Source organism: Bradyrhizobium sp. USDA 10063, from assembly GCF_054063735.1.
In genome coordinates, this window is record NZ_JBSSGP010000002.1 from 4,067,181 (window position 1) to 4,086,823 (window position 19,643).

17 protein-coding genes and 4 pseudogenes are annotated in these 19,643 nt (G+C 61.1%); 13 read left to right on the top strand and 8 right to left on the bottom strand.

The features are described from left to right. Positions 1 to 465: 465 nt before the first annotated feature. Positions 466 to 1,101 carry a response regulator transcription factor gene (locus tag ACVJGD_RS21275; RefSeq protein ID WP_456640328.1) on the bottom strand — a complete coding sequence of 212 codons (636 nt, stop codon included), beginning with the start codon at positions 1,099 to 1,101 and terminating at the stop codon, positions 466 to 468. Between the two features lie 264 nt (positions 1,102 to 1,365). Next, complete coding sequence (locus tag ACVJGD_RS21280; protein WP_456636167.1) at positions 1,366 to 1,560, bottom strand: hypothetical protein; 195 nt, start codon at positions 1,558 to 1,560, stop codon at positions 1,366 to 1,368. Between the two features lie 593 nt (positions 1,561 to 2,153). Between ACVJGD_RS21280 and ACVJGD_RS21285 the strand changes: the two genes are divergently transcribed. Next, the gene (locus ACVJGD_RS21285) at positions 2,154 to 2,546 is read left to right on the top strand and encodes a response regulator transcription factor (RefSeq protein WP_456636168.1); all 393 of its coding nucleotides are present in this window, start codon (positions 2,154 to 2,156) and stop codon (positions 2,544 to 2,546) included. On the opposite strand, the gene ACVJGD_RS21290 is transcribed toward ACVJGD_RS21285, so the two are convergent. Next, positions 2,488 to 8,424: an AAA family ATPase gene (locus tag ACVJGD_RS21290; protein ID WP_456636169.1), complete on the bottom strand. Its 5,937-nt coding sequence runs from the start codon at positions 8,422 to 8,424 to the stop codon at positions 2,488 to 2,490. The genes ACVJGD_RS21285 and ACVJGD_RS21290 overlap by 59 nt on opposite strands. 197 nt (positions 8,425 to 8,621) lie before the next feature. Further along, complete coding sequence (locus tag ACVJGD_RS21295) at positions 8,622 to 9,116, bottom strand: LysR substrate-binding domain-containing protein (protein WP_456636170.1); 495 nt, start codon at positions 9,114 to 9,116, stop codon at positions 8,622 to 8,624. On the opposite strand from ACVJGD_RS21295, the gene ACVJGD_RS21300 reads away from it, so the two are divergent. Further along, complete coding sequence (locus tag ACVJGD_RS21300) at positions 9,071 to 9,961, top strand: LysR family transcriptional regulator (RefSeq protein ID WP_456636171.1); 891 nt, start codon at positions 9,071 to 9,073, stop codon at positions 9,959 to 9,961. The two genes, ACVJGD_RS21295 and ACVJGD_RS21300, sit on opposite strands and share 46 nt — an antisense overlap. A 57-nt stretch (positions 9,962 to 10,018) precedes the next feature. Here ACVJGD_RS21300 and ACVJGD_RS21305 read toward each other — a convergent pair whose 3' ends face one another. Further along, a complete protein-coding gene (locus ACVJGD_RS21305; RefSeq protein ID WP_456636172.1) occupies positions 10,019 to 10,246 on the bottom strand; it encodes a hypothetical protein in 228 nt (75 codons plus the stop codon). A gap of 61 nt (positions 10,247 to 10,307) precedes the next feature. Here ACVJGD_RS21305 and ACVJGD_RS21310 point away from each other — a divergent pair. The 10 genes and pseudogenes from ACVJGD_RS21310 to ACVJGD_RS21355 all read left to right on the top strand — a co-directional run. Beyond that, positions 10,308 to 10,400, top strand: a pseudogene (locus ACVJGD_RS21310) (NAD(P)H:quinone oxidoreductase); the annotation flags it as partial. 238 nt (positions 10,401 to 10,638) lie between these two features. Then, a complete protein-coding gene (locus tag ACVJGD_RS21315) occupies positions 10,639 to 10,896 on the top strand; it encodes a DUF1003 domain-containing protein (protein WP_456636173.1) in 258 nt (85 codons plus the stop codon). A gap of 313 nt (positions 10,897 to 11,209) precedes the next feature. Beyond that, on the top strand, positions 11,210 to 11,818 hold the full coding sequence (locus ACVJGD_RS21320; RefSeq protein ID WP_456636174.1) for an antibiotic biosynthesis monooxygenase family protein: 609 nt from the start codon (positions 11,210 to 11,212) through the stop codon (positions 11,816 to 11,818). After that, the gene (locus ACVJGD_RS21325) at positions 11,760 to 12,542 is read left to right on the top strand and encodes a peroxiredoxin-like family protein (RefSeq protein ID WP_456636175.1); all 783 of its coding nucleotides are present in this window, start codon (positions 11,760 to 11,762) and stop codon (positions 12,540 to 12,542) included. The genes ACVJGD_RS21320 and ACVJGD_RS21325 overlap by 59 nt, the downstream gene beginning before the upstream one ends. A 102-nt stretch (positions 12,543 to 12,644) precedes the next feature. Further along, on the top strand, positions 12,645 to 13,028 hold the full coding sequence (locus tag ACVJGD_RS21330) for an MFS transporter (RefSeq protein WP_456636176.1): 384 nt from the start codon (positions 12,645 to 12,647) through the stop codon (positions 13,026 to 13,028). Between the two features lie 320 nt (positions 13,029 to 13,348). After that, positions 13,349 to 13,516: pseudogene (locus ACVJGD_RS21335) on the top strand (peptide-methionine (R)-S-oxide reductase); the annotation flags it as partial. A 420-nt stretch (positions 13,517 to 13,936) separates the two neighbouring features. After that, positions 13,937 to 14,422, top strand: coding sequence for a cupin domain-containing protein (locus ACVJGD_RS21340; RefSeq protein ID WP_456636177.1), 486 nt, complete (start codon positions 13,937 to 13,939; stop codon positions 14,420 to 14,422). A 53-nt stretch (positions 14,423 to 14,475) separates the two neighbouring features. Then, positions 14,476 to 14,937 (top strand): hypothetical protein, encoded by a 462-nt coding sequence (locus ACVJGD_RS21345; RefSeq protein ID WP_456636178.1) that lies wholly within the window; start codon positions 14,476 to 14,478, stop codon positions 14,935 to 14,937. Positions 14,938 to 15,077: 140 nt separating this feature from the next. Beyond that, positions 15,078 to 15,377 (top strand): hypothetical protein, encoded by a 300-nt coding sequence (locus ACVJGD_RS21350; protein ID WP_456640599.1) that lies wholly within the window; start codon positions 15,078 to 15,080, stop codon positions 15,375 to 15,377. Then, a pseudogene (locus ACVJGD_RS21355) lies at positions 15,328 to 15,513 on the top strand (NADP-dependent oxidoreductase); the annotation flags it as partial. The gene ACVJGD_RS21350 and the pseudogene ACVJGD_RS21355, both read left to right, overlap by 50 nt. A gap of 403 nt (positions 15,514 to 15,916) precedes the next feature. Here ACVJGD_RS21355 and ACVJGD_RS21360 read toward each other — a convergent pair. From ACVJGD_RS21360 to ACVJGD_RS21370, 3 genes and pseudogenes are all read right to left on the bottom strand, one after another. After that, a complete protein-coding gene (locus tag ACVJGD_RS21360) occupies positions 15,917 to 16,960 on the bottom strand; it encodes an AraC family transcriptional regulator (protein ID WP_456636179.1) in 1,044 nt (347 codons plus the stop codon). 311 nt (positions 16,961 to 17,271) lie between these two features. Continuing rightward, positions 17,272 to 17,801: pseudogene (locus tag ACVJGD_RS21365) on the bottom strand (S16 family serine protease); the annotation flags it as partial. Positions 17,802 to 18,767: 966 nt separating this feature from the next. Further along, positions 18,768 to 19,295: a formate dehydrogenase subunit gamma gene (locus ACVJGD_RS21370; protein WP_456636180.1), complete on the bottom strand. Its 528-nt coding sequence runs from the start codon at positions 19,293 to 19,295 to the stop codon at positions 18,768 to 18,770. A gap of 23 nt (positions 19,296 to 19,318) precedes the next feature. Between ACVJGD_RS21370 and ACVJGD_RS21375 the strand changes: the two genes are divergently transcribed. After that, positions 19,319 to 19,516, top strand: a complete 198-nt coding sequence (locus ACVJGD_RS21375) for a hypothetical protein (RefSeq protein WP_456636181.1) — start codon at positions 19,319 to 19,321, stop codon at positions 19,514 to 19,516. Positions 19,517 to 19,643 lie beyond the last annotated feature (127 nt).

A 19,643-nucleotide genomic window follows, 5' to 3' on the forward strand; every position in this document is an offset into this window, starting at 1 on the left:
CGGGATCAAGTCAGGGGGATGCCGTAGATTACATCATTTCGCGATGGCACCCCTTGGTACAAATCACAATAGTCACCAGTCACCCAAGAGGAAGAACTTGAGGCTACCGCGCATCTGCGCGGGACTTCGTGATCAATAAATCGGCGTATAATTGGCTGTATCCGGATTCGGTAATGCGAACCTCCCTCGGTACATTCGCGCCATACCAGCGTACGATAGCGGCGGTGGCCCCTCTGTGGTGCCGATTCAATCTATGCGGACCGCTAAGTGCACAGCAGCCCACTCTTGTTTGCTCTGGCACTCAGTACAGAGAATCGCAGCGGAACCGGACCCGCTAACCGGCAGTTGCAAGAAGAGGTCGGCGGCGTAGCGTCCGCCGGCCTTTTCTCTTGGTTTGCGTTGAAGATCGCGCGACTGCTTAACTCATCCGGCCGCGCGAATAGCACATCGGGCAAAACGCACACCTCAAGAGCGTTGCGGCGTGTCAGGCACCAGCTTGAGCTTATCAGCCATCCGGCCGAGTTCGGGAAGCGAACCGGCCTGCATCTTCTGCATCGCCCTGCTGCGATGCACCTTCACCGTGGCTTCGGCGATGCCGATATCGTGGGCAATCTGTTTGCTCAGGCGGCCGCGCGCCACCTGAATTACGATCTCGCGCTCCCGGGGGCTTAGGGAGGCGAAACGCTGCCTTAGGGAGACCAGGTCCTGGTCATTCTCCCGCCGCGCACGATCGCGGGCCAAGCCAAGCTGAACGGCATCGAGAAGATCCTGGTCGCGGAACGGCTTGGTGAGGAACTCGATCGCACCCCGCTTCATTGCCTGCACAGACATCGGTATGTCGCCGTGGCCCGTGACGAAGATGATCGGGATCTCCCTGTTTGCCGCAGCTAGCTCGCGCTGGAAATCGAGACCGCTTTGGCCGGGCAACCTGATATCGAGCACCAGGCAGGTGGGGCAATCCGGTGGATCGGATTTGAGGAAGTCCGAAATGGAGGCAAATAGCTGAACGTCAATGCCAAGCGATCGGAGCAGGCGCCCGACCGACGCGCGGAGATCCGGATCGTCGTCGATGACCAACACGGTGGAGGTTGGGTCAGACATCGCTGCCACTCGGGAGAGATCACGAAAATCAGCTTGCATGTTGGTTTGCAGGTCCGGCAGACCGCGTATTTCTAATCCCAATCCTGGAATCTGAACAGCCCCTTTTTCTGAAGGGATGCGCGCCGATATACCAAAGCTTGCGCGCAGACACAGCTCACTCCCCTCCCGACGCTCGGGGCGACTTTCGGCTGAAGTTCGATCTCCGGTCGGCCCGATAGCCTCCGAGGGAAGTTGCCCATCAGCTCATATATATGCCACTCGTATTCAGCGCTCGGCGGATCGAGCCAATGCTTTGGCTGCATCGTCGAGCGAAGCCTTCTCGGCTCGCCCCTCGTACCAGTCGGCAAGAGCCTTGAGCTGAGCCGCAATCTCTTGGTCAGTCACGGTTTCCACAGTGCGGAGCAAAGCCTGCGCTGTCTTCAAATATTCCTTGCCTCGTTGTGAGATCTGAACCGTCATGACACCTTCGCGCGGTTTTCGGGCGCTTGGTCGAAAGCGATCAGGAACCAGCCCATCCAATTGTGGTCACTTTGGCGGCGCGCCTTGAAGCGATCGACGCACTTCCTGGAGCAAAGCGACCTTCGCCACGAGTAATGACGGACGAGACCAAACTTTCCTTCACAGAATGCGCATCGCATGGCCTTGTCACACCTGTGACTTTCCAAGCGGTAAGGCATTGTTTTCTCCTTTCGGCCTGTGCGCATTTCGGATGTAGCAAGACTAAGAGGATTGTCACCAACGGCTCAATTGAGCGCGGGTTGAGCGCGGGCATCCAAAGGGGGCGGGACGATGATACGAAGGCTTAGGGCGCTCGGACGAGTCCTGGAGTTCGCCCGCTGCGATCCCGCGACCGCCTTCGTCCGGCGGAATCCTCGATCACAGGGCATGCCGGATTGGTTTCGCAATCATCGTCCAGATAAACCAAAGTTTACGGGGCATAAGCGGCACACTGGTGGCATCCTCTCAGAGATCATGCAATTCGATGCGGAGCGTCACCATGATTGGATAATTGGCTGCCCGCACGACGGGTCCAGCGGATAGCCATAGGCGGCATGATGAAAAAGGTACTGATTTCGGTCGTTGAAGATGATCAGTCCTTTCGTGAGTCCATGGGTAGGCTCATGAGATCGCTGGGCTATACGGTCGAGCTTTTTTCATCTGCAACCGAATTTCTCGCGTCCCCACGCCTGGCCAAAACCGCCTGTCTGATCGCCGACATCCACATGCCTGTCCTGACGGGGCTCGAGCTCTATCGACGCCTCATCGATGCGGGCCACGCGATTCCGACAATTCTCGTGACCGCTTTCCCCAATGATGTTGACCGGGCTCGCGCCTTGAACGACGGGGTCGTGTGCTACCTGCGCAAGCCAGTTGACCAAGAGCATCTCACTCAATGCGTTTGTGCGGCTCTAAGGTCCCGTGACCCACCTGAAGCGGACTCCTGAGTTCGCCGTCGGTGCCGGGCAAGGTGAACTGAAATACGGCGCCGCGAGGCTCATTCGCTTCCGCCCACAGGTTGCCTCCATGAGCATGGATGATGGAGCGGCATATCGACAGCCCCATACCCGTTCCGCTGGACTTCGTGGTGTAGAAGGCGTCGAAGACTCGATCGAGATGGGCCGGATCAATGCCCGGCCCGGAATCGCGCACAGCCACGAGTACGCCTGTCTGGTCTTGCTCGGTAGTGATCAACAGCTCTCGTACTCCCACCTCAACCGAATCCATTGCTTCAACTGCGTTCAGGATCAGGTTCAGCAAGACTTGTTGCAGTTGAACCCGGTCCCCTTGGATTTGGACCAGTCCTTGCGAAAGCCGGGTCTGGACTGAGACGCCATACCGAATGATTGCGCTTCTGGCCAATACAACCATCTCGTTGATCGCCACATTAAGATCGAAACGCTCCTTTCGCGGCGGTGCTTTCTTGACGTGCTCACGCATGCGATCGATGATGTTCCCGGCCCGATCGGTATCTCCGACGACGCAAGCAAGTGCTTCCATGACCTCGCCCAGGTCCGGCGGCTGCATCTTTAGGAAATTCTGAGCCGCGCGCGCGTTATTGCGCGCGCTGGCAATTGGCTGCGTGATTTCATGTGAAAGCGAGGCGGCCAATTCTCCCATCATGCTCACCCGGTTCATGTGGGCGAAATCCGATTGCATCTGCTGCAGTCGCGCCAGCGCTTGCGTGCGATCTTCGATGTCGGTCAGCAGACAGTGCCAACGCGTGATACGCCCGGACTCGTCGCGAATTGGGGCGCCGCGATTTTCAAACCACCGATATTCGCCGTCAAAGCGTCTCAGGCGTAGCTCGTGATGGAAGGGAGTACCGGCGGCGATTGACGTCTCATAAGCTTCAAGGACACGGGGAAGGTCTTCAGGATGTACCGCATCGCTTGTCCCCCAGTTCTTCAGCTCTTCGACAGTCCGACCGAAATACTCGGTGACTGGGCTGTTGACGTATTGGAGTTCCCCGCTCGGAGCCAGGATCGTAACAAGTCCGGCTATCCCGTCAATGGCTGACCGAAACTTCGCTTCGCTCGCCCGCAGCGTCTCTTCCGCCCGCTTGCGCTCTGTCAAATCGAGCACGAATCCAAGGCCCTCGTCGCCTCCTTCTTTGAACAGAGCTGCTCCAATAAGCACAGGAACGCGGCTGCCGTCTTTCCGAATATACTCCTTCTCGAAGGGCTGAACTCTCCCGGTTGAGTTCAGTTCGGCCCGAGTCAGTATGTCGCGCTCACGCCATTCGGGCGGGGACAGCTCATTCCAGCGTACGCGGCCCGAAACCAAGTCTTCACGGTCATATCCTGTAATATGTAGAAACGCGTCATTGGCTTCAAGAATTCGACCTTCGCGGTCGGCAATCAAGATCCCGATGATATTGGCGTCGACCAAACGTCGAATCTTTCCTTCGCGATCTGCGACGTCGCTATAAAGCTGCGAATTTTCGAGCGAGATCGCCGCCTGCGACGCAAGCACCGTCAACAATGCGACGCGATCGGGCGTAAAGATTCGGGGTGTCAGATTGTTCTCCAGGTAGAGAATGCCTGTAAGCCTTCCCTGGTTGATTAACGGAAAGCAGAGAATGGAACGGGGATGATTCTCAACGATGTAGGTATCGGCAGAAAATGGATTGGGAGATGACGCATCGTCGAGAATAACGCTTCCCCGGGTGCGCTGGACATAGTGGAGCACCGATTCCGGCAGCACTGTCGCAGCCGCGTCCTTGTCGCGCAGATGCACGGTCACCAAATCGCCATCGGTCGTGGCTTCGGCGGCGATCCGCTGCTCAGCTCCACGTGAGAGAATCAACAAGCCTCGTTCGCCGCCAGCCTGTTCGAGCGCCGTGCGCATAAGCATTTCAAGCAGCTTCTCCAGCACGATCTCGCCCGATATGGCTTGCGATACCTTGATCACCGTTGCGAGGTCGAGTTGCTCGACAGACGCTGCGATTGTGCTTGTCGGAGCGGGTGCGGGCTCTTCCATTCTGAGGTGCGGATACATCGCATCGAGTTGGCGCACCTTGCCGTCCGCGCCCCAGCGCAGGTAGCAGTCCCGGGCGTTTCGCAAATATAGGTGCGCGATTTGTTCGAAGCCGCGCGCGGCGTAAAAGCGCGCCGCCAGCTCGTTGGCGAGCGCCTCGTTATGGACAAAGCCGTTTTCCTGTGCCGAACGGATGGCTTGTTCGTAAAGCTCCATGGCATCGAGAGCGCGGCCATCGATCCGGGCTATCTCCGCACCAACCAACGTAGCGCGGTCTTCGAAGTTTTCCGGACAGGCCGCGCTCCAGCTGGCGAGCTGACGGTGATGAGGGGCCGAGGCCTCCAGAGTCGACGTCCGCTGGCCGGCGGGCATCGAATCGCAGAACGCCGCGTACGACAAGGCGGTGTAGAAGTGATAGTCGGCCGCCTCCATGATCGTGAGGGACATGCTCAGAAGCGGCCGCGCCCTCGATGCAGCATCAACCGCCATCGCATAGTCACCAGCCATAAAGCGGGCCTGCAACTTGCAGATCCAATACAAGCATTGGCCGGCCGTCACGTCCGAAGTGTTTGCGAAATCGCGTTCGATTCGTTGCTCATCAAACTGCCCGTCATCCAAGAAGCCGAATCTTGCCGTCGCGCCGCGCAGCATTCGCACTATAGCGAGTGTCACACTGGTGATTTCGAGGTTGGTGCCAAGCTGTATGTGGCCAAACTGTACCCTCTCAGCTTCACGTTCGATGTCGGCAAGCGCATCACCGACCGTAAGAAGATTCAGGACCCTCAACCCGGAGCAGATCCCCGCATACACGAGGTCGCCTGATTTCTGCGCGGCGTCAAATGCGCGGCCAATGAGTTCGCAGCATGTTCTCATATGCCTTGTCCAAGGCATGACCATATTTCCGAAATTCAGGTACACACCCGCCTGGAAACGCCATAGTCCACGCTGCTCGACGAGCTCATAAGCGAGTTGCCCGACGCGGTACGCGCCCTCGTACTCGCCGAACCGCAGCCCGGCGATCATTCCAAGCCGGCCATAGGCGACGGCAGACGCGTCGCTGTTGCCACGATCCAAGGTAAGACGGAGCATTTGGCAGACGACGAGCGTGTAGAGGTTGAGGTCGGTGTATTGTGCCGGCGAAGAGAGCCGGTTCAGGACATCCAGCGCGGCGAGGGATGCCGGGTCGGTCATCAAGGGAAGGGCGATCAGCTCCTCGGTCGCGCGCCGGCCGAGCTCCGACCAGACACGCTGATACGCCCGGCGCGCCTCCTCATCCGTCGGATGCGGCGACCAGCTGATGCCGAGGTGTCTTAGGTACTCGAGACCGACGGCGACCGAGCGGCTGGGCTGATTGAGCGTGAGATAAAGGTCGATTCCGAGGCGCGCCACACACGCTCGATCTGCCATATCCGTGACGCGAGCAGATAATGCAGCCAAGTGGTTTTCTGCGTCCGAGAGCGCGCCAGTCAAGAGCTCGCACTCGGCGCGATGGAGGTCGAGTGCGAAGATGAGCTCCCACCGATGCTCCCAGCAATCCTCTGCCAATAGGCCTCGACCGGTGGTAAAGTAACTGAGCGCCGAAACGTAGGCAGTCGAAGCGTTAGCGCGCCGGCCTGCTGCCAGGTTCAATTCCGCGGCCTGCTCGCGTTCATCGACCGATGTGATCAAGCCAAGACCTCGGTTGAGCTGATTAACGATTTCAAAGGTCGCCTCGTCCCGCTTCTCCGGAGATGTCCGCGCCGCGAGCAGTCTCCCTATTCGAAGGTGCGCCTCGCCGCGCAGTTGCTCCGGGATCAGCCCATAGGCGGCCTCCTGAACGCGATCGTGGACGAACCGGTAAGCGCCTGCCACACGCTCGACCAACTCCTGATGGCGGGCCGGCCACAGAGTCGTATCGAGCTGCTCCTCCGAAATCCCGAGGACCATCGAAAGTGCTGTGCTCTCAGCAATGTTTCCAAGACAAGCCAGCTGCTGCAATGCATTCTGCGACTCGGTCGGCAGGCCGGTGAGCTTCGCGACCATAAGATCAACGACGTTATCGGTGTAGCCCTTGGCGTGAATGCGGTCGATATCCCAGGACCAGCGCGCGCCATCATGATCGAATGCGAGTAATCCTTCCTCGACGAGCGAAGACAGGAACTGAATGGCGAAAAACGGATTGCCGCCGGTCTTCATTTGCACCAGCTTCGCAAGCGGCGCAGCGCGCTCTAACTCGCAGCGAAGTGCATCCGCAACCAACTGCCCAAGATGCTCTTGGGCCAGCGGCGACAGCTTGATCTCCGCGACCTTTCCGCCGGCGGTCTTGATGGCGTCGAGCTTTTTCATTAGCGGATGGGCCGCAGCGACTTCGTTGTCGCGATAGGCACCGATCAGCATAAGTTGCTCCAAATCTGGCCGCAACAGGTCCTCCAGCAGATCAAGCGTCGCCGCATCGATCCACTGCAGGTCGTCGAGGAAGAGCACCAGTGGCTGGTTCGGTCGGGCAAATGCGCCAATGAAGCGCCGAAACACGAGTTGAAAACGGCTTTGTGCCTGCTGTGGCGGCAACTCAGGAACCGGTGGCTGGTCTCCGATGATTAGCTTGAGTTCGGGTATGAGGTCGATCATGAGCCGTCCGTTCGATCCCAGCACCTCTAGAAGCGCGTGGCGCCAGCTTGCCAACTCGGTGTCGCTTTTGCCGAGGAGAGGCCGGACGAGACTTTGAAAAGCCTGCACCAGTGTCGCGTAAGGGATATTGCGCTTGTACTGGTCGAACTTGCCGGACGCGAACAGGCCGCGCGGCGGCACCAGCACCTTGTGCAGTTCGTCGACGACTGAGGACTTGCCGATGCCGGAATATCCTGAGACCAGCACCAACTCTGGCACACCGGTCTTGAGGATGCGATCGAAGCAGGAAAGCAACGTCGCAATATCACGATCTCTTCCGTACAGCTTTTCGGGGATCAGCAGCTGGTTCGGCGTGTCCTGCAGACCGAGCGGGAAGTCATCGATGCGGCGTCGCGCTTCCCATTCAGCTAGGCAGTGTCGCAGATCGCGCTCGACACCACTGGCGGTCTGGTAACGATCCTCGGGTGTCTTGGCGAGCAGTTTCATGATGATCGCCGAGACGGGCGCTGGGACACTCTTTATCCGCTCCCCTGGCGGCACCGGCTTTCTGGCAATATGGCAGTGCACCCACTCCATGGGATCGGCCGCCGTTAAGGGCAGAACGCCCGTGAGCATCTGGTACAGCGTGACGCCGAGGGCGTAGAGATCGCTGCGGGCGTCGACTGAGCGGTTCATCCGCCCGGTTTGTTCGGGTGCCATGTAGGCAAGCGTACCGGCGATGGTCTCGGGCGGCTCGGGCGCCTGCCGCTCGCGGGACAGGCGCGATGCGATGCCAAACCCGGTGAGCCGCACGTGTCCATCCGCACAGTCCACCAAAATATTAGCTGGCTTGATGTCTTTGTGGATGAGCCCGCGCTGATGAAGCTTGCCCAGAGCCGAGGTAACAGCGATAGCCAGGCGCAGGAAGCGTCCTACCTCCATGGGCCCACCGAGCAAACGGTCGAGCGGCTCGCCGCCCAAATCATCGAGCACCAGTACGGTCCGACCGGCGTCGCGCATGAGGGCCAACGGCCGCGCCGCCCATGCCCCGTCGAGCTCATCTTTCAGCTCGTATTCGTGCGTGAGGCGATCGAGTCTTGTCCGGGACGGGTGGTCGGCGGCAGGGGCAACAAGCAGCACGGCGACCCGGTTGCCATTGTCGTCGAGTCGCCAGCCACGACTGAACACGCGCTCGCCGTCTTCCCACAGCACCTGAGAGCTACCGTCCGAGTACGCGACGTTCAGCGACCGCTGCACCATCTGTCAGACTCCGGCGTCGGGCTTCGGCTTGAAGTCGACTGATCAAGCTCTTCGCGTGCCGCACGCGCGGCCTGTCTCCAGCCTGAGGAAATCGTACGCCATCGCCCTAGAAATGCCAGCCGTCCCTAGTCTTGCCGGATGCGGCGGACGCAGATCCTCCTTCTTTTTTGCAGCAATTTGGAGCGATTTGCCGGGCTTTACTCGCTGCGGCAGCGCACGCGGGTCAATAAGTGCCAGGCCCGCTGGTTCCGAGGGAACTCGGAGCGCAAGTGCGACCCAGAAGGAATGATCATGATGGTACTTGAAACAAGCAAGTCGACGAATGAAGGCGCGGATGGCTTCGCGGCTTTGTGCGCCGGAAAAACGGCGTGCAGCTCGACCTCGCCCATGTCCCAGTTGACGAGGACGCGCACGAGCAGACCCTCCGTAATCTCCTTCCTCGCCGCGCCAACGATCATCGAGAGGACCCCGAGCCCGGCGACGGCGACCGCCAACCCGACCTCGTTGAAGGTGACGACCAGGCGGACGTTGACGGTCACCGAGGTCGCCCTCTCCATCTCGGTGAACGACCACGAGCGCCCGAGTCCGAACAGGGCGACGCAAGGCTCGTCTGTATAGTCCGCGGCAACTTGACGGAGAACAGCCCATGGAGCTTCATCAAGTTCGCTACTTCCTCGCCGTCGCGTCCACACTCAACTTCACCCGCGCGGCCGAGCAGTGCAATGTTACGCAGCCCGCCCTGACCAAGGGGGTGCAGAAACTCGAGCAGGAGCTCGGTGGCCAGTTGATCTACCGCGAGCGCCAGCTGACCCAACTCACCGATCTTGGAAAGGAAGTCCTTCCGATGCTGGAGCGCACGCTGGCCTCGGCAGAGACGGTGCGTCGCAGAGCCCAGGAGTTCCAACGCAAGGAGGTCGCGCCACTGAAGATCGGCCTCGCTCCCTCCATCTCGGCGTCGCTCGTCCTCGATCCGATCGCGGAGATCGCAAAGCACGTCCCTGGACTTCACGTCGAGCTGCGCGAGGGCGCGGCGGAGAAGCTTGTCGATCTCTTGCTTGAGGGGGAGATCAACGCTGCAATGGTCGGGGACGTGCAGGACGTGCCCGCCCGCATCGACGACTGGTCGCTGTTCGAGGAGCGCTACGTCGCGGTTCTCGCGCCGACACACCAGCTCGCAAACCGTCCCTCGATCGGCATCGACGACCTTCGCGAAACCGTCTTGCTGGAACGCGCCGGATGCGACGTCGCCTCGAAGATCCAACGGTCATTTTTCCCCGAGGAGCCGCTCCAGCTCGGCTACTGCAGCGGTCACGACTTGCACCTGCAGCACATGGCCGCAGCTGGCTTCGGCGTGATACTCGCGCCCGAGCACATGCCGCGCCTTCCGACGCTCAAGACCATTCCGCTCGAAGGCGACCCGGTCTCGCGAGAGGTGCGCCTGCTGGCTGTGCAGGGGCGCTGCTACTCCCCGGCGCTGGACGCTTTCGTCAAGGTCGCGCGGCTTCGCGACTGGTCGGTCGTCGTTCGCACGGCGTGAAATCGTGGAATGTGTCCAGCATCCGAGGAGAGCATGCGGCGCATGCGTGCACTGCGGCTACTGCAAAAGCAACCTAAATGCGTTGCGCAGCTCAGTCGTGCCGTTTGTGTCGTGCCAACGGCCGCGCGCGAAGATGATGCGCTCGGGCTCCCAGGACAGCATCGTCTGGACAGCTGCCGCCAATTCGTGCCTGTGCCGCCACGTGCAATTCAGCCGCAGATCACGCGACACGCCGCCGTACGGTGGTGCGATGCCACCGATCGACTTCAGCAACAACAGCAACAAGTGGTTGACCTTCCCAGGTTCAGGATTCGCCAGCAGGTCGGTGAGAACGAGCCTGCGGCTCGATGCGCAGCGGCGGCCGAGTGAGAACGAGCTTGCCGGCGCCCGGTACCAGCGGCGCGCCGTCGCGGAGACCGCCGCGAAACTCCACGGCTGAACGGCTCGATCGGAACGCGGCAGGGCTCTGGCCGCGTCGGCCGCGCAGTCGAGCGGAACGGGTGCTGGCAGCATGGAAGAGAAGGCGGAAGACCGGGGCGGCATGGAACAGCCGAGCACGACCTGCTCGCCGACCTACGGCGAGCGCGCCGCTCGCTTCGGCTTCAGGGCATGGATGAGCTCCAGCGGTTGCGCACCTGACGCCGGGGCAAAGAATAGCTGACGCGGTCGCCACCGCCATGGGATCGTGGAGCTTCATCATCGTCCAGAGCGTGATCCTGTTCGCCTGGATAACCGCCAACCTGGTCGGCGCCATGAAGGGCTGGGACCCCTACCCATTCATTCTTCTCAATCTCGCGCTTTCGTTCCAGGCGGCCTACGCCGCGCCAGTCATCATGATGAGCCAGAACCGGCAGCAGGACATCGATCGCAAGGCCCGCGCAGAACGACTACCGGATCAACGCGAAGGCGGAGCCCGAGATAGAGTTGCTGCATGAGAAGATCGACCAACTGCACGAGCGCGAAGTCCCGAGGCTAACGGACGCCGTCAGGATGCTGACCGAACTGCTGGAGCAGTCGGCCTCGGATGCACGCCCGTCCGATGCGGAAGGCCTACGGCCATCATAACGCGCGGCTATCGACTTCATAGCGTAACGTCATTTCCCGTTCGCCGCGCCGAATCCCATGCTCCGGGGTCTCGCGCTCATGCGCCGCACAACACCAGTCTTCTGCCGTGAACGCGGCGCGTGGTCGGGGCACTTCGACATCGCGATCGACTACGTCACAGCATTCTAGGAGCGGGATACGACCATGTTTTCAGTGATTTTCGAGGTTCTCCCCAATAGAGGGAACTGGGATGACTACCTCGACAACGCCAAGATGCTGCGCCCCGAGCTGGAGCAAGTCGAGGGCTTCGTCGATAACATCCGCTACAAGAGCCTGACCCGCGAGGGCTGGATCCTTTCGCTTTCGAACTGGCGGGACGAGAAGTCGCTCGTCCGCTGGCGCACCCGCATGCGCCATCACGAGGTTCAGCAGAAGGGCCGCGACGAAATCCTCGCAGACTACCACCTGCGTGTCGGCCAGATCACAGCCGACAATCAGATACCCGCGGGGCACGCCCTCAACGAGCAGCGGCTCGACGAGACCGAGGTCGGGGAGGGAACGACGGTCACGCTGATCAACGCGACGCGCCCCGCGGAGTGGAAGCAGACCAACACCCCCTACGATTGCGCCGCGCCGCTACTCGCCGGCGCTGGACGCTTTCGTCAAGGTCGCGCGGCTTCGCGACTGGTCGTTCGAAGTCGCCCCAACGGGGCATGCCGCATGCAGCGGTCCCGGAGGTTGCGAGGGCGCCCGCATGACCACGACACGCACGCCGGCGGCCGACCGCTTCCAGCCAATCGATCCGCAGCCTGACAACGCCCCACCGATGCCAAACCAGACCGACAAGACACTCGCCCGGATTCGCACCGAGCTGTTGACGACGTTCAGCACCGCGGACTGGGAGTCATACAACTACCTCGTGGGCTGGCTCCGGGATACAGACGTGGCATCGCATGCGTTGAAGGTCGGAGACGACGCGCCGGACTTCCTCCTGCCGGACGCTGACGGCCGTCTCCACTCCTCCGAACAGCTGCGCCGCAACGGACCCCTCGTCCTGAGTTTCTTCCGAGGCGGCTGGTGTCCGTTCTGCAGCGCTGAGCTCTGCGCCCTCCAGGCTGCGAAGGATGAGTTCGAGAGCGTCGGCGCGACCCTCGCAGTCGTGACACCCGAGACAAGGGACTTCCCGCGGCAGCTCAAGCGGAGCCTGGGCTTGGATCTGAAGGTGCTCTCCGACGTCGACTACGGCGTTGCCATGTCGTATGGCGTGCTGTTCCGGGTGCCTGACGAGACCAAAGCGCACTATTCCGGGCTAGGCTTCGACTTCGGCGCCCGGCACGGGTCACCGGTGTGGATGTTGCCCATTCCCGCGACCTACGTGATCGACGCGGAAGGCCGGATCCGCAGCGCATTCGTCGAGCCGGACTTCACGATACGGGAGGAGCCGGCGCAAATCTTGGCCTCGCTGCGCCAGGCCGCTTCCATGTCCTCGCTGGAAGGGCCCGCCGTCCAGCGCCAAGACCTCCCAGTCGCGGACTAGGGAGGTTGGGCGCGTCGGCGCGAGGAGGATCGGGTTGGTAGGCTTCCAGAAGGCACCGTGCGAGACGCCATCAGCGGTACGCTCTGCCGGACGCGACCCGCGTTGGGTGTTGCCCACGTCCATACTCGAGTCAGCCTCGCGTTCATCGACAGCTCAGTCGTCAACGTCGCGCTTCTGAAGGTGCCGGCAGCGCTGGGCGTTGGGTTCGAGGCATCGCAGTGGGTCGCGAATGCGTATCTGCTGACCCTTGCCGGCCTGATCCTTTTCGGCGGGTCGGTCGGCGACACGTTCGGTCGGCGGAGGACGTTCATTCTCCGCCTCTCGGGATTCGCCGCCGTGTCGATCGCCTGCGGGCTTGCACCGACCGCAGGGGCGCTTGTGCTCTTCCGCGGTGGGTCGGGGCATATACCCGAGAACAAACGCGACAGCCTTCTCGGCCGGCATTTCGCAGGGACGCAAAGAGTCCTCGCCAACCTCAACCGGTAAAGCTTGAAGCTGACGACGTCGCCGCCCGCGAGCGCTCGCGCGAACAGGCTGGGTCCGCTTTCCATCGCGAAACTTTCGCACGGTGGCACCATACCGCAGCCCCTCGTACGCCTTCGCCGTAGCCGCTCGGTATCGCGGCGAGCGCCGATTCAAAGTCCTGTTCCAGCAATGTCAGACCCATCGCCCGAGGCAATGAATCGGCCCCGACAGGTTGAAACACCTCGGGGGTCGATCCGCATGGCATCGTTTCGATAGCGGAGGTGATTGGACGGTCGACCATCCCGTGCCTATCTTCAATGCTGTACGAAAGGGGTACGCGAATGCCGACCTACAGGAAAAACCCCGAAGCGGTCTCGAAGTTGACTCCCGAGCAATACCGCGTCACGCAAACTGACGGGACCGAGCGCCCCTTCGTCAACGAATACTGGGACAACAAGGAGCCTGGCCTCTACGTCGACGTGGTTTCCGGCGAGCCGCTCTTTGCGTCCTTCGAATGCATGCCCAAGTGGAATTTTCTAATTTCGTCGGCTGTGTCCGATTCTCGGGTCCGCTGGGCCGCCCGAGCACGCGCGGCCACCTCGACAGCGATTGAAACCGTTGCGCCGAGTCACCGTGCCGCGTGCGAGCAGCAAAGGAGACCCCCATGAAATTACCGAGGACTGTCGGTCTGGCTTTCGCCGTCTTACTGGTCGCCGGCGCCGCGGCGCCGCTCGCGTAGATCAGTGGAGCGGCTCCATCCGGCCCGACCGCAAATGTGGTGGACGCTGATGTGTCACTGGTCAAGCCGCTGCTCGAGCAGTTCAGGAAGCGAGGTCACGCTGTTCGTTGCACGAAGTTTCATGAAATTGGCTCTTCTCTTGGACCAATCTAATCAGCTCACATGGCCGCCACAACTAGACGAGTCTGCCATGGCGAACACCAACACAAGAATGGCCGAAACGACTGAACACTGGAAACGCCGGATAAGCAAGCAACCACTCCGGCTGCTCTCGACCATTTCGGCGGGGTGCCTTGTCCGCATAGCTGCAATCCTCGAGGTGATCCTCGAGCAGACGCTGGGATCGGGAGGGACTAGGCGGAAGCTCACGGCGATGCTCCTGGAGTATCCGCCCGGCGCCGCCTCGGCTCCGCATCAACATCCGGCGGCTGTTTTTGTGTATGTGCTTGACGGCGAGGTCATCTCTCAGCTGGGTGGTGAATCCAGTCTCGTGACTTACCGTCGCGGCCAGTTTTGGTTCGAAGCGCCGAAGCAGGGGCATTCGGTTTCGCGCAATGCCAGTCTGACGTTGCCGGCGCGCCTCCTTGTCGTCTTCATTTCGAGTGTCGGCAACGGCGCGCTCACAGTACCGATCCCCAAGGTTCCCGCCCCACCCACACGTAGGATTGCGTTCTGATAGCAACAACCGAAACGCTTCGTGGCGTCCTGCGCACTTCGTGTGGCCAACCCATGCTCAAGCTGCAATCCGCGGAGCAACGAGCTTCTCTTGCCCTCGATCTTCTTTCGCTGGGAAGCCGCGCGGCACTGGGGGTCTCGTTCCTGTTGTCGGTCAGCGACCGGCTCGGGTTCTACGGCAATCCAGGCGAACGCGGAGTTTCTTGGGGAACATTCGAGCGATTCTTGGGCTACGCGGCCAAGGTAAATGCGTTCGCACCAGCATGGATGATACCCTTTCTCGGCGTGGGCGCGACGGTGCTGGAGCTCCTATTTGGCGTTACGATGGTACTCGGACTCGCGCTGCGGTGGGCGGCTTTCGGCGGCGCGGGCCTGCTCTTCCTATTCGGTTCAGCCATGGCGATTTCGTTTGGGATCAAGTCGCCATTCGACTACTCTGTATTCGCCGCGATGTGCTGCGCCCTATTTCTGGGTCTCGCCGGCTCGAATCGATGGACCGTCGACTCTTTACTATGATGCTTCACGAGGTTGAGAAACGTGCAATAAGCGCTATGCAGCGGCTCCTTCAACCAGGCTTGGCTCGTGCTTGGCTGAGGCGCACTCCGCGCAGCCTTTCTGCTTGCCTATACGGCGCTGCTGACGAGGCCCTTTGCGTTATGGCACTTATCGTTTTATCACTGCGTGAATGCATTGTGACAACCGGAACCGTAAGCAGTACCGGCACCCTCGCTGGCTGGTTCGTCATGGTGAAAGACAACGTCGGCCGATTTCCAGGAAACAAGCTTTGGGGCGACGGCTGGGTTGGTCCTGGTTACTACCCATGGCCCCTGCCATTAGATGTTGAACGGCCTTTTTATCGCTGGAACATATCCAGCAAAGAGACAAACGACCGAGGAGAAAATTACCATGAAGGCAATCGTGGCAACGAACCAGGCTCCGGGAACAGCCGGGATTAAGCTGGTGGAGCGGCCCCGAGCCGCGGGCAGCGACAAACGGCGTCGTCGTTCAGGTTGATGCGTCGGGATTCGTCGCGACTGAGTTGGCGTGGCCCTCGAGATGGCCGATCGCCTCGACCGTGACCGAACGTCGTCCTGAACAACTCGACGTCTCAACGCATGCCGTGGCTACTCCACGGGCTGGGGCTGCCCTACGAAATCAAGTTCTACAAACGCAACGCGCAGACGAACGGCGTGCCCGAGGAATTGAAGGCGGTCCACCCGCTGGCAGGTCTCCGATCATCACGGACGGCCGACAAACCGTCACGGAATCCAAGGCGATCATCGACTACGTGATCGTGCTCAAGGTGAACGCCGCTCGACTAGGCGACGTGCCCCTCCTATTGACGCGCAAATCGAGCGCGAGCTCGCGAACGACCTTGGCTACATCGACCGCTGGCTCGGGGCCGCGACTATCTGCTCGACAGTGAGCTGTCCGGCACCGACATTCAACTGAGCTTCATCGAAGAGTTGGCAGGCCGATGGACGGACCGTTCGCGCTAAGCCTGGGTGCGCTCGTTTCCAGTTGCGGCCGGCCTACCTCGCCGCGGTCGCGTACAACGGTGCCTACGCTCTCGCGGAGTGACGGCCGGCTCAGGCTGCATCGCCTCGATCGCATCCTCGGCCGGTGCGGCGCTTGAGGACGGGGTGCGCTGCGCCCGGGTACGGTATTCTGACGGGTCGCTGCCGTAGTACCTGCGGAACGCGCGCGTGAAGCTGCTCCGGCTCTGGTAGCCGGCGTTGAGGGCGACCTGGTCGATCGACAGCGCGTTGGCTGAGAGCAGGTCTGCCGCATGGCGCATCCTCACGCGGCGCAGCAGTGACATGGGCGACTCTCCGAATGCGGCGGAGAAGCGCGCCATGAAAGCTGAGCGGCTGAGACCGGCGGCGTGCGACAGGCTTTGAACGGTGTGCGGCGATGACAGGCAAGACGCCATCTCGGCAAAAGCCCGTGCGATCGGGGGGTCGCTCAAGATCGAGAAGCGCTCCACCCACGCTTTCGTCGACACCAGGCAGCGCCGAAGTAGCGCAAGCAGCACGAGCTTCAGCAGCGCCGCCGACATCGGCCCTCCACCAACGTCCTGAGCCGCGAGCTCGGCCATCGCGTAAGCCATCACCTGGTCGAGGTGGTCGTGCACGTCGAACGTTTCGACAATAGGCGTTGCAAGGGATGCGAACAAGTCCAGTGCCGGTCCGTAGTTGGCTCGGAAGGTCCCGCACGCAAGCACCAGTGTCGGCTCGCCGTCTCCGACAGTGTGCCGACGCGACGAGCCGGGCGCGAAGGCGCCTTCGCCGAGCTTGCCGGCGTTCCGTCGTGCGATCGGGTGCTCCGTGGCGGCGACCGTCATCGCTCGCCCTGGCGGGACGATCACCAGCGTGTGCGGCGTCAGGCGTATGGGCGTTTCGTCGTCCAGGAGGATGAACCCGGCGCCTCGAAGACAGTAGTGGATGGCGCAGGCGCTGGTGCGGGCGACCACCAGGTTCGCACCCGCCGCAAGCGCGCACTCCGAAAGCGTGACCAAGGTGACGTCCAGGGTGGTCATCAACTTGTCGAGGTCTTGTCGCGATATACGCCAGAACGGCTCGCCTACCACGTCCAGACGCCTTTATGTTGCTCAGGTCCATATCAGCTCGGCTTCGAGACGGCGGGTCAGTGCCGTCTCACGCCGGCATCCAGCCTGCGCAACTGGGGTGAAGGGCCCTTCCGCGCTCCAACCTGATCTGGGGTCTTGATCGGTTCGATCTTGGTTGCCTTCAACTGAAGACGCTGAACAAATATCCAGTTGCGACCGACCGAGTAGTGGTTGCAGCCGAATTAGATATATTCAGTTGTAACATGAATGATGCGGCTCAGCGGCCAGCGGGGACTGGGCGCGTGGATGTGGATGTCGCTCCCTCAAGCACGCCGAGGCCAACGCCGAGCTCCGACGACCGTGTCTTCACGAGGGTCAATGCAGCCTTGGCGCCCTCCCGCATAACGTCGCCCAGCTGTCCGGTCAGGATGAGAGCGCCCTTGCCGGGCGTTCGCGTGGCCTCGATGAAGAGGATGTCGCCGCCGACCGGCGTCCACGCCAAACCCGTTGCAACGCCGGTGACGCTCGTCCGCATGGCAACCTCGCTCTCGAACCGAGGCTGGCCTAGCACGGCGCCGATGTCCTTCGAGGTCAGCCTGACCGCGCTCGCGCTTCCCTCCGCGATCCGGGCCGCGACGTTGCGCAGGCTCCTGCCGATCTCCCGTTCGAGGCTGCGGACACCCGCCTCGCGGGTATATCCATTGATGATGAGGCGGAGGATCTCGTCATCTACGCCAGCTTGCTCGGACGTCAGACCGCTTCTGTGGAGTCGCCGGCGCATGAGGTAGCGTCGCGCGATCTGCAGCTTCTCCCACCGACTACCATTACCCGCGTCGCGCCAATCAACATGTGCCCGAGATCGTCGCCGGCCCGCAGCAACTGTCCGAAGTCTGCGCAAAGCAACGTTCTCATGATGCTTTCCATTCCGAGCAGCGCATAGACGCCGTAGCCGCGCCCGCTGAGCGCTTCCGGCGCCGCCTCAATCGCCGCAGCAACATCGCGGAGAAAACAGGCAGACAACTCTGACGCGGCGACAGCTCAGACGGCCTTCGCAAGCCGCGTTTTTGACAAACCCACTTGCGGCGCCTTGCAAAACGATGCCAATCACCACGCTGCTCACAGCTCGAACAGACCTGTCAATTGCAGCGCGTCATCAGCATTGACCACCATACGGGCAACCTCTCCATTGCTGGTTCATAGGTAACGTTTGGCGCGGCGATGGGCAAGCACCACCAGCTTACCGTGCGCCGGGAACGGGTTCACAGCTGCCAAAATATATTCTCAAGAGGTGATAAAGAAAGTCTGGGGCGCCGAGAATGAACAACAGCATAGCCAAATGGACAGTGCTAAAGGTGCACGAGTCGAAGGCCGAGACCAAGCACAAGGACTGGCCTTGTCTGGTCTACCTCTTCTGCTTTTTGGTGGGGATAGTCGCGGTTGGTAGGGAGATGATTGACTTCGCGAACCACCACCCGCGGCCGATCGTAACCATCGTTATGGGTCTAGTTTGGCTGGACATACGAGACATGTAGGGAGCACGATCTCTCCCTCCCCGTCCTAAAGCATCAGCGTCGAGAACTCGCGCCAGCCCTCTCGGTAAGCCTCCGGAATGGCCTTCCGACTGCCGCGTCAACTTCATCGCCGAGCAGGGATTTGAATCCTACGTCGTGTCGAGCCCGCCCATCCGCACCACTAACGACTATCTGCGGGGGCGCGAGCCGCAGAGCCGCACCGATCGCGACCACAACTGAACAACCACCATATCATTCCGCTGCCGTCACCGATGCTGTCCGTCGCGGCCTTCGCTGGCCAGCTTCTTGGCGAGCCACCGATCGTGATGTTCTTTGGCCCAGTTGAGATCGACCTCGCCGGTGCCCATCGCCTCGAATGCGCCCTCCATCCCGACCGTGCCGATATAGATGTGGGCCAGGATAAGGGCGATGAACAGGATGGCCACGACGGCGTGCGCCACCTGCGCCAGCCGCATGCCGAGGATATCGGTCCCGTAGAACGGAAACAGCAGCAGGAATCCCGACACTGATACGGCGATGCCGGCCGCAATCGAGAGCCAAAACACGATCTTCTCGCCGAAATTGAAGCGGTCCGCCGGCGCATGCCTGTTCTTGATGAATCCGCCGCCCTGCTTGAGCCAATCGATATCCACTTTCTCCCGCTGATTGTCCTTGAAGAAGATCACCATGATCAGGACGAGGCCGGCCACGAAAGCGAAGCTCGTGAAGTTGTGTACGTACTTCGCGATCTGCGAGATGTCAGCGAACAGGTCCGGCCCGACCAGCGGCAGCAACGCGATCTTCCCGAAAGTAATTAATGTTCAATCCGGTCAACCCGAGCACGCCGAACGACGCCGCCGTCAGCCAGTGTGCAAAGCGCTCGATCGCCTCGAACCGAACCACCTTCTGCCCCGAGCGCCCGGCTGAGACCGGATTTCAGGTGCAGTTTACTAGCAGCCGCTTTCAAATTCGCACGATCACATCGGCACGTTCGCGGCCGATCGAAAAAACTTGAACGCGCTGTTCTCTTGCTTGTCACTTTCTCTCGCCGAAAGACACCATTCGATCATCTGCATCGACGAAGTCGCGAAGCTGCGCGCGCAGTACCCTCGTTGAGAGCTTTCGTGAAACCTCAGACTCGC

Coding starts and splice junctions, on each gene's coding strand:
- ACVJGD_RS21360 (WP_456636179.1), bottom strand. CDS start 16,960: ATGACCACCCTGGACGTCACCTTGGTCACGCTTTCGGAGTGCGCGCTT.
- ACVJGD_RS21345 (WP_456636178.1), top strand. CDS start 14,476: ATGCTCAAGCTGCAATCCGCGGAGCAACGAGCTTCTCTTGCCCTCGAT.
- ACVJGD_RS21320 (WP_456636174.1), top strand. CDS start 11,210: ATGTTTTCAGTGATTTTCGAGGTTCTCCCCAATAGAGGGAACTGGGAT.
- ACVJGD_RS21300 (WP_456636171.1), top strand. CDS start 9,071: ATGGAGCTTCATCAAGTTCGCTACTTCCTCGCCGTCGCGTCCACACTC.
- ACVJGD_RS21340 (WP_456636177.1), top strand. CDS start 13,937: ATGGCGAACACCAACACAAGAATGGCCGAAACGACTGAACACTGGAAA.
- ACVJGD_RS21275 (WP_456640328.1), bottom strand. CDS start 1,101: ATGTCTGACCCAACCTCCACCGTGTTGGTCATCGACGACGATCCGGAT.
- ACVJGD_RS21280 (WP_456636167.1), bottom strand. CDS start 1,560: ATGACGGTTCAGATCTCACAACGAGGCAAGGAATATTTGAAGACAGCG.
- ACVJGD_RS21290 (WP_456636169.1), bottom strand. CDS start 8,424: ATGGTGCAGCGGTCGCTGAACGTCGCGTACTCGGACGGTAGCTCTCAG.
- ACVJGD_RS21325 (WP_456636175.1), top strand. CDS start 11,760: ATGACCACGACACGCACGCCGGCGGCCGACCGCTTCCAGCCAATCGAT.
- ACVJGD_RS21350 (WP_456640599.1), top strand. CDS start 15,078: ATGGCACTTATCGTTTTATCACTGCGTGAATGCATTGTGACAACCGGA.
- ACVJGD_RS21285 (WP_456636168.1), top strand. CDS start 2,154: ATGATGAAAAAGGTACTGATTTCGGTCGTTGAAGATGATCAGTCCTTT.
- ACVJGD_RS21315 (WP_456636173.1), top strand. CDS start 10,639: ATGGGATCGTGGAGCTTCATCATCGTCCAGAGCGTGATCCTGTTCGCC.
- ACVJGD_RS21375 (WP_456636181.1), top strand. CDS start 19,319: ATGTTCAATCCGGTCAACCCGAGCACGCCGAACGACGCCGCCGTCAGC.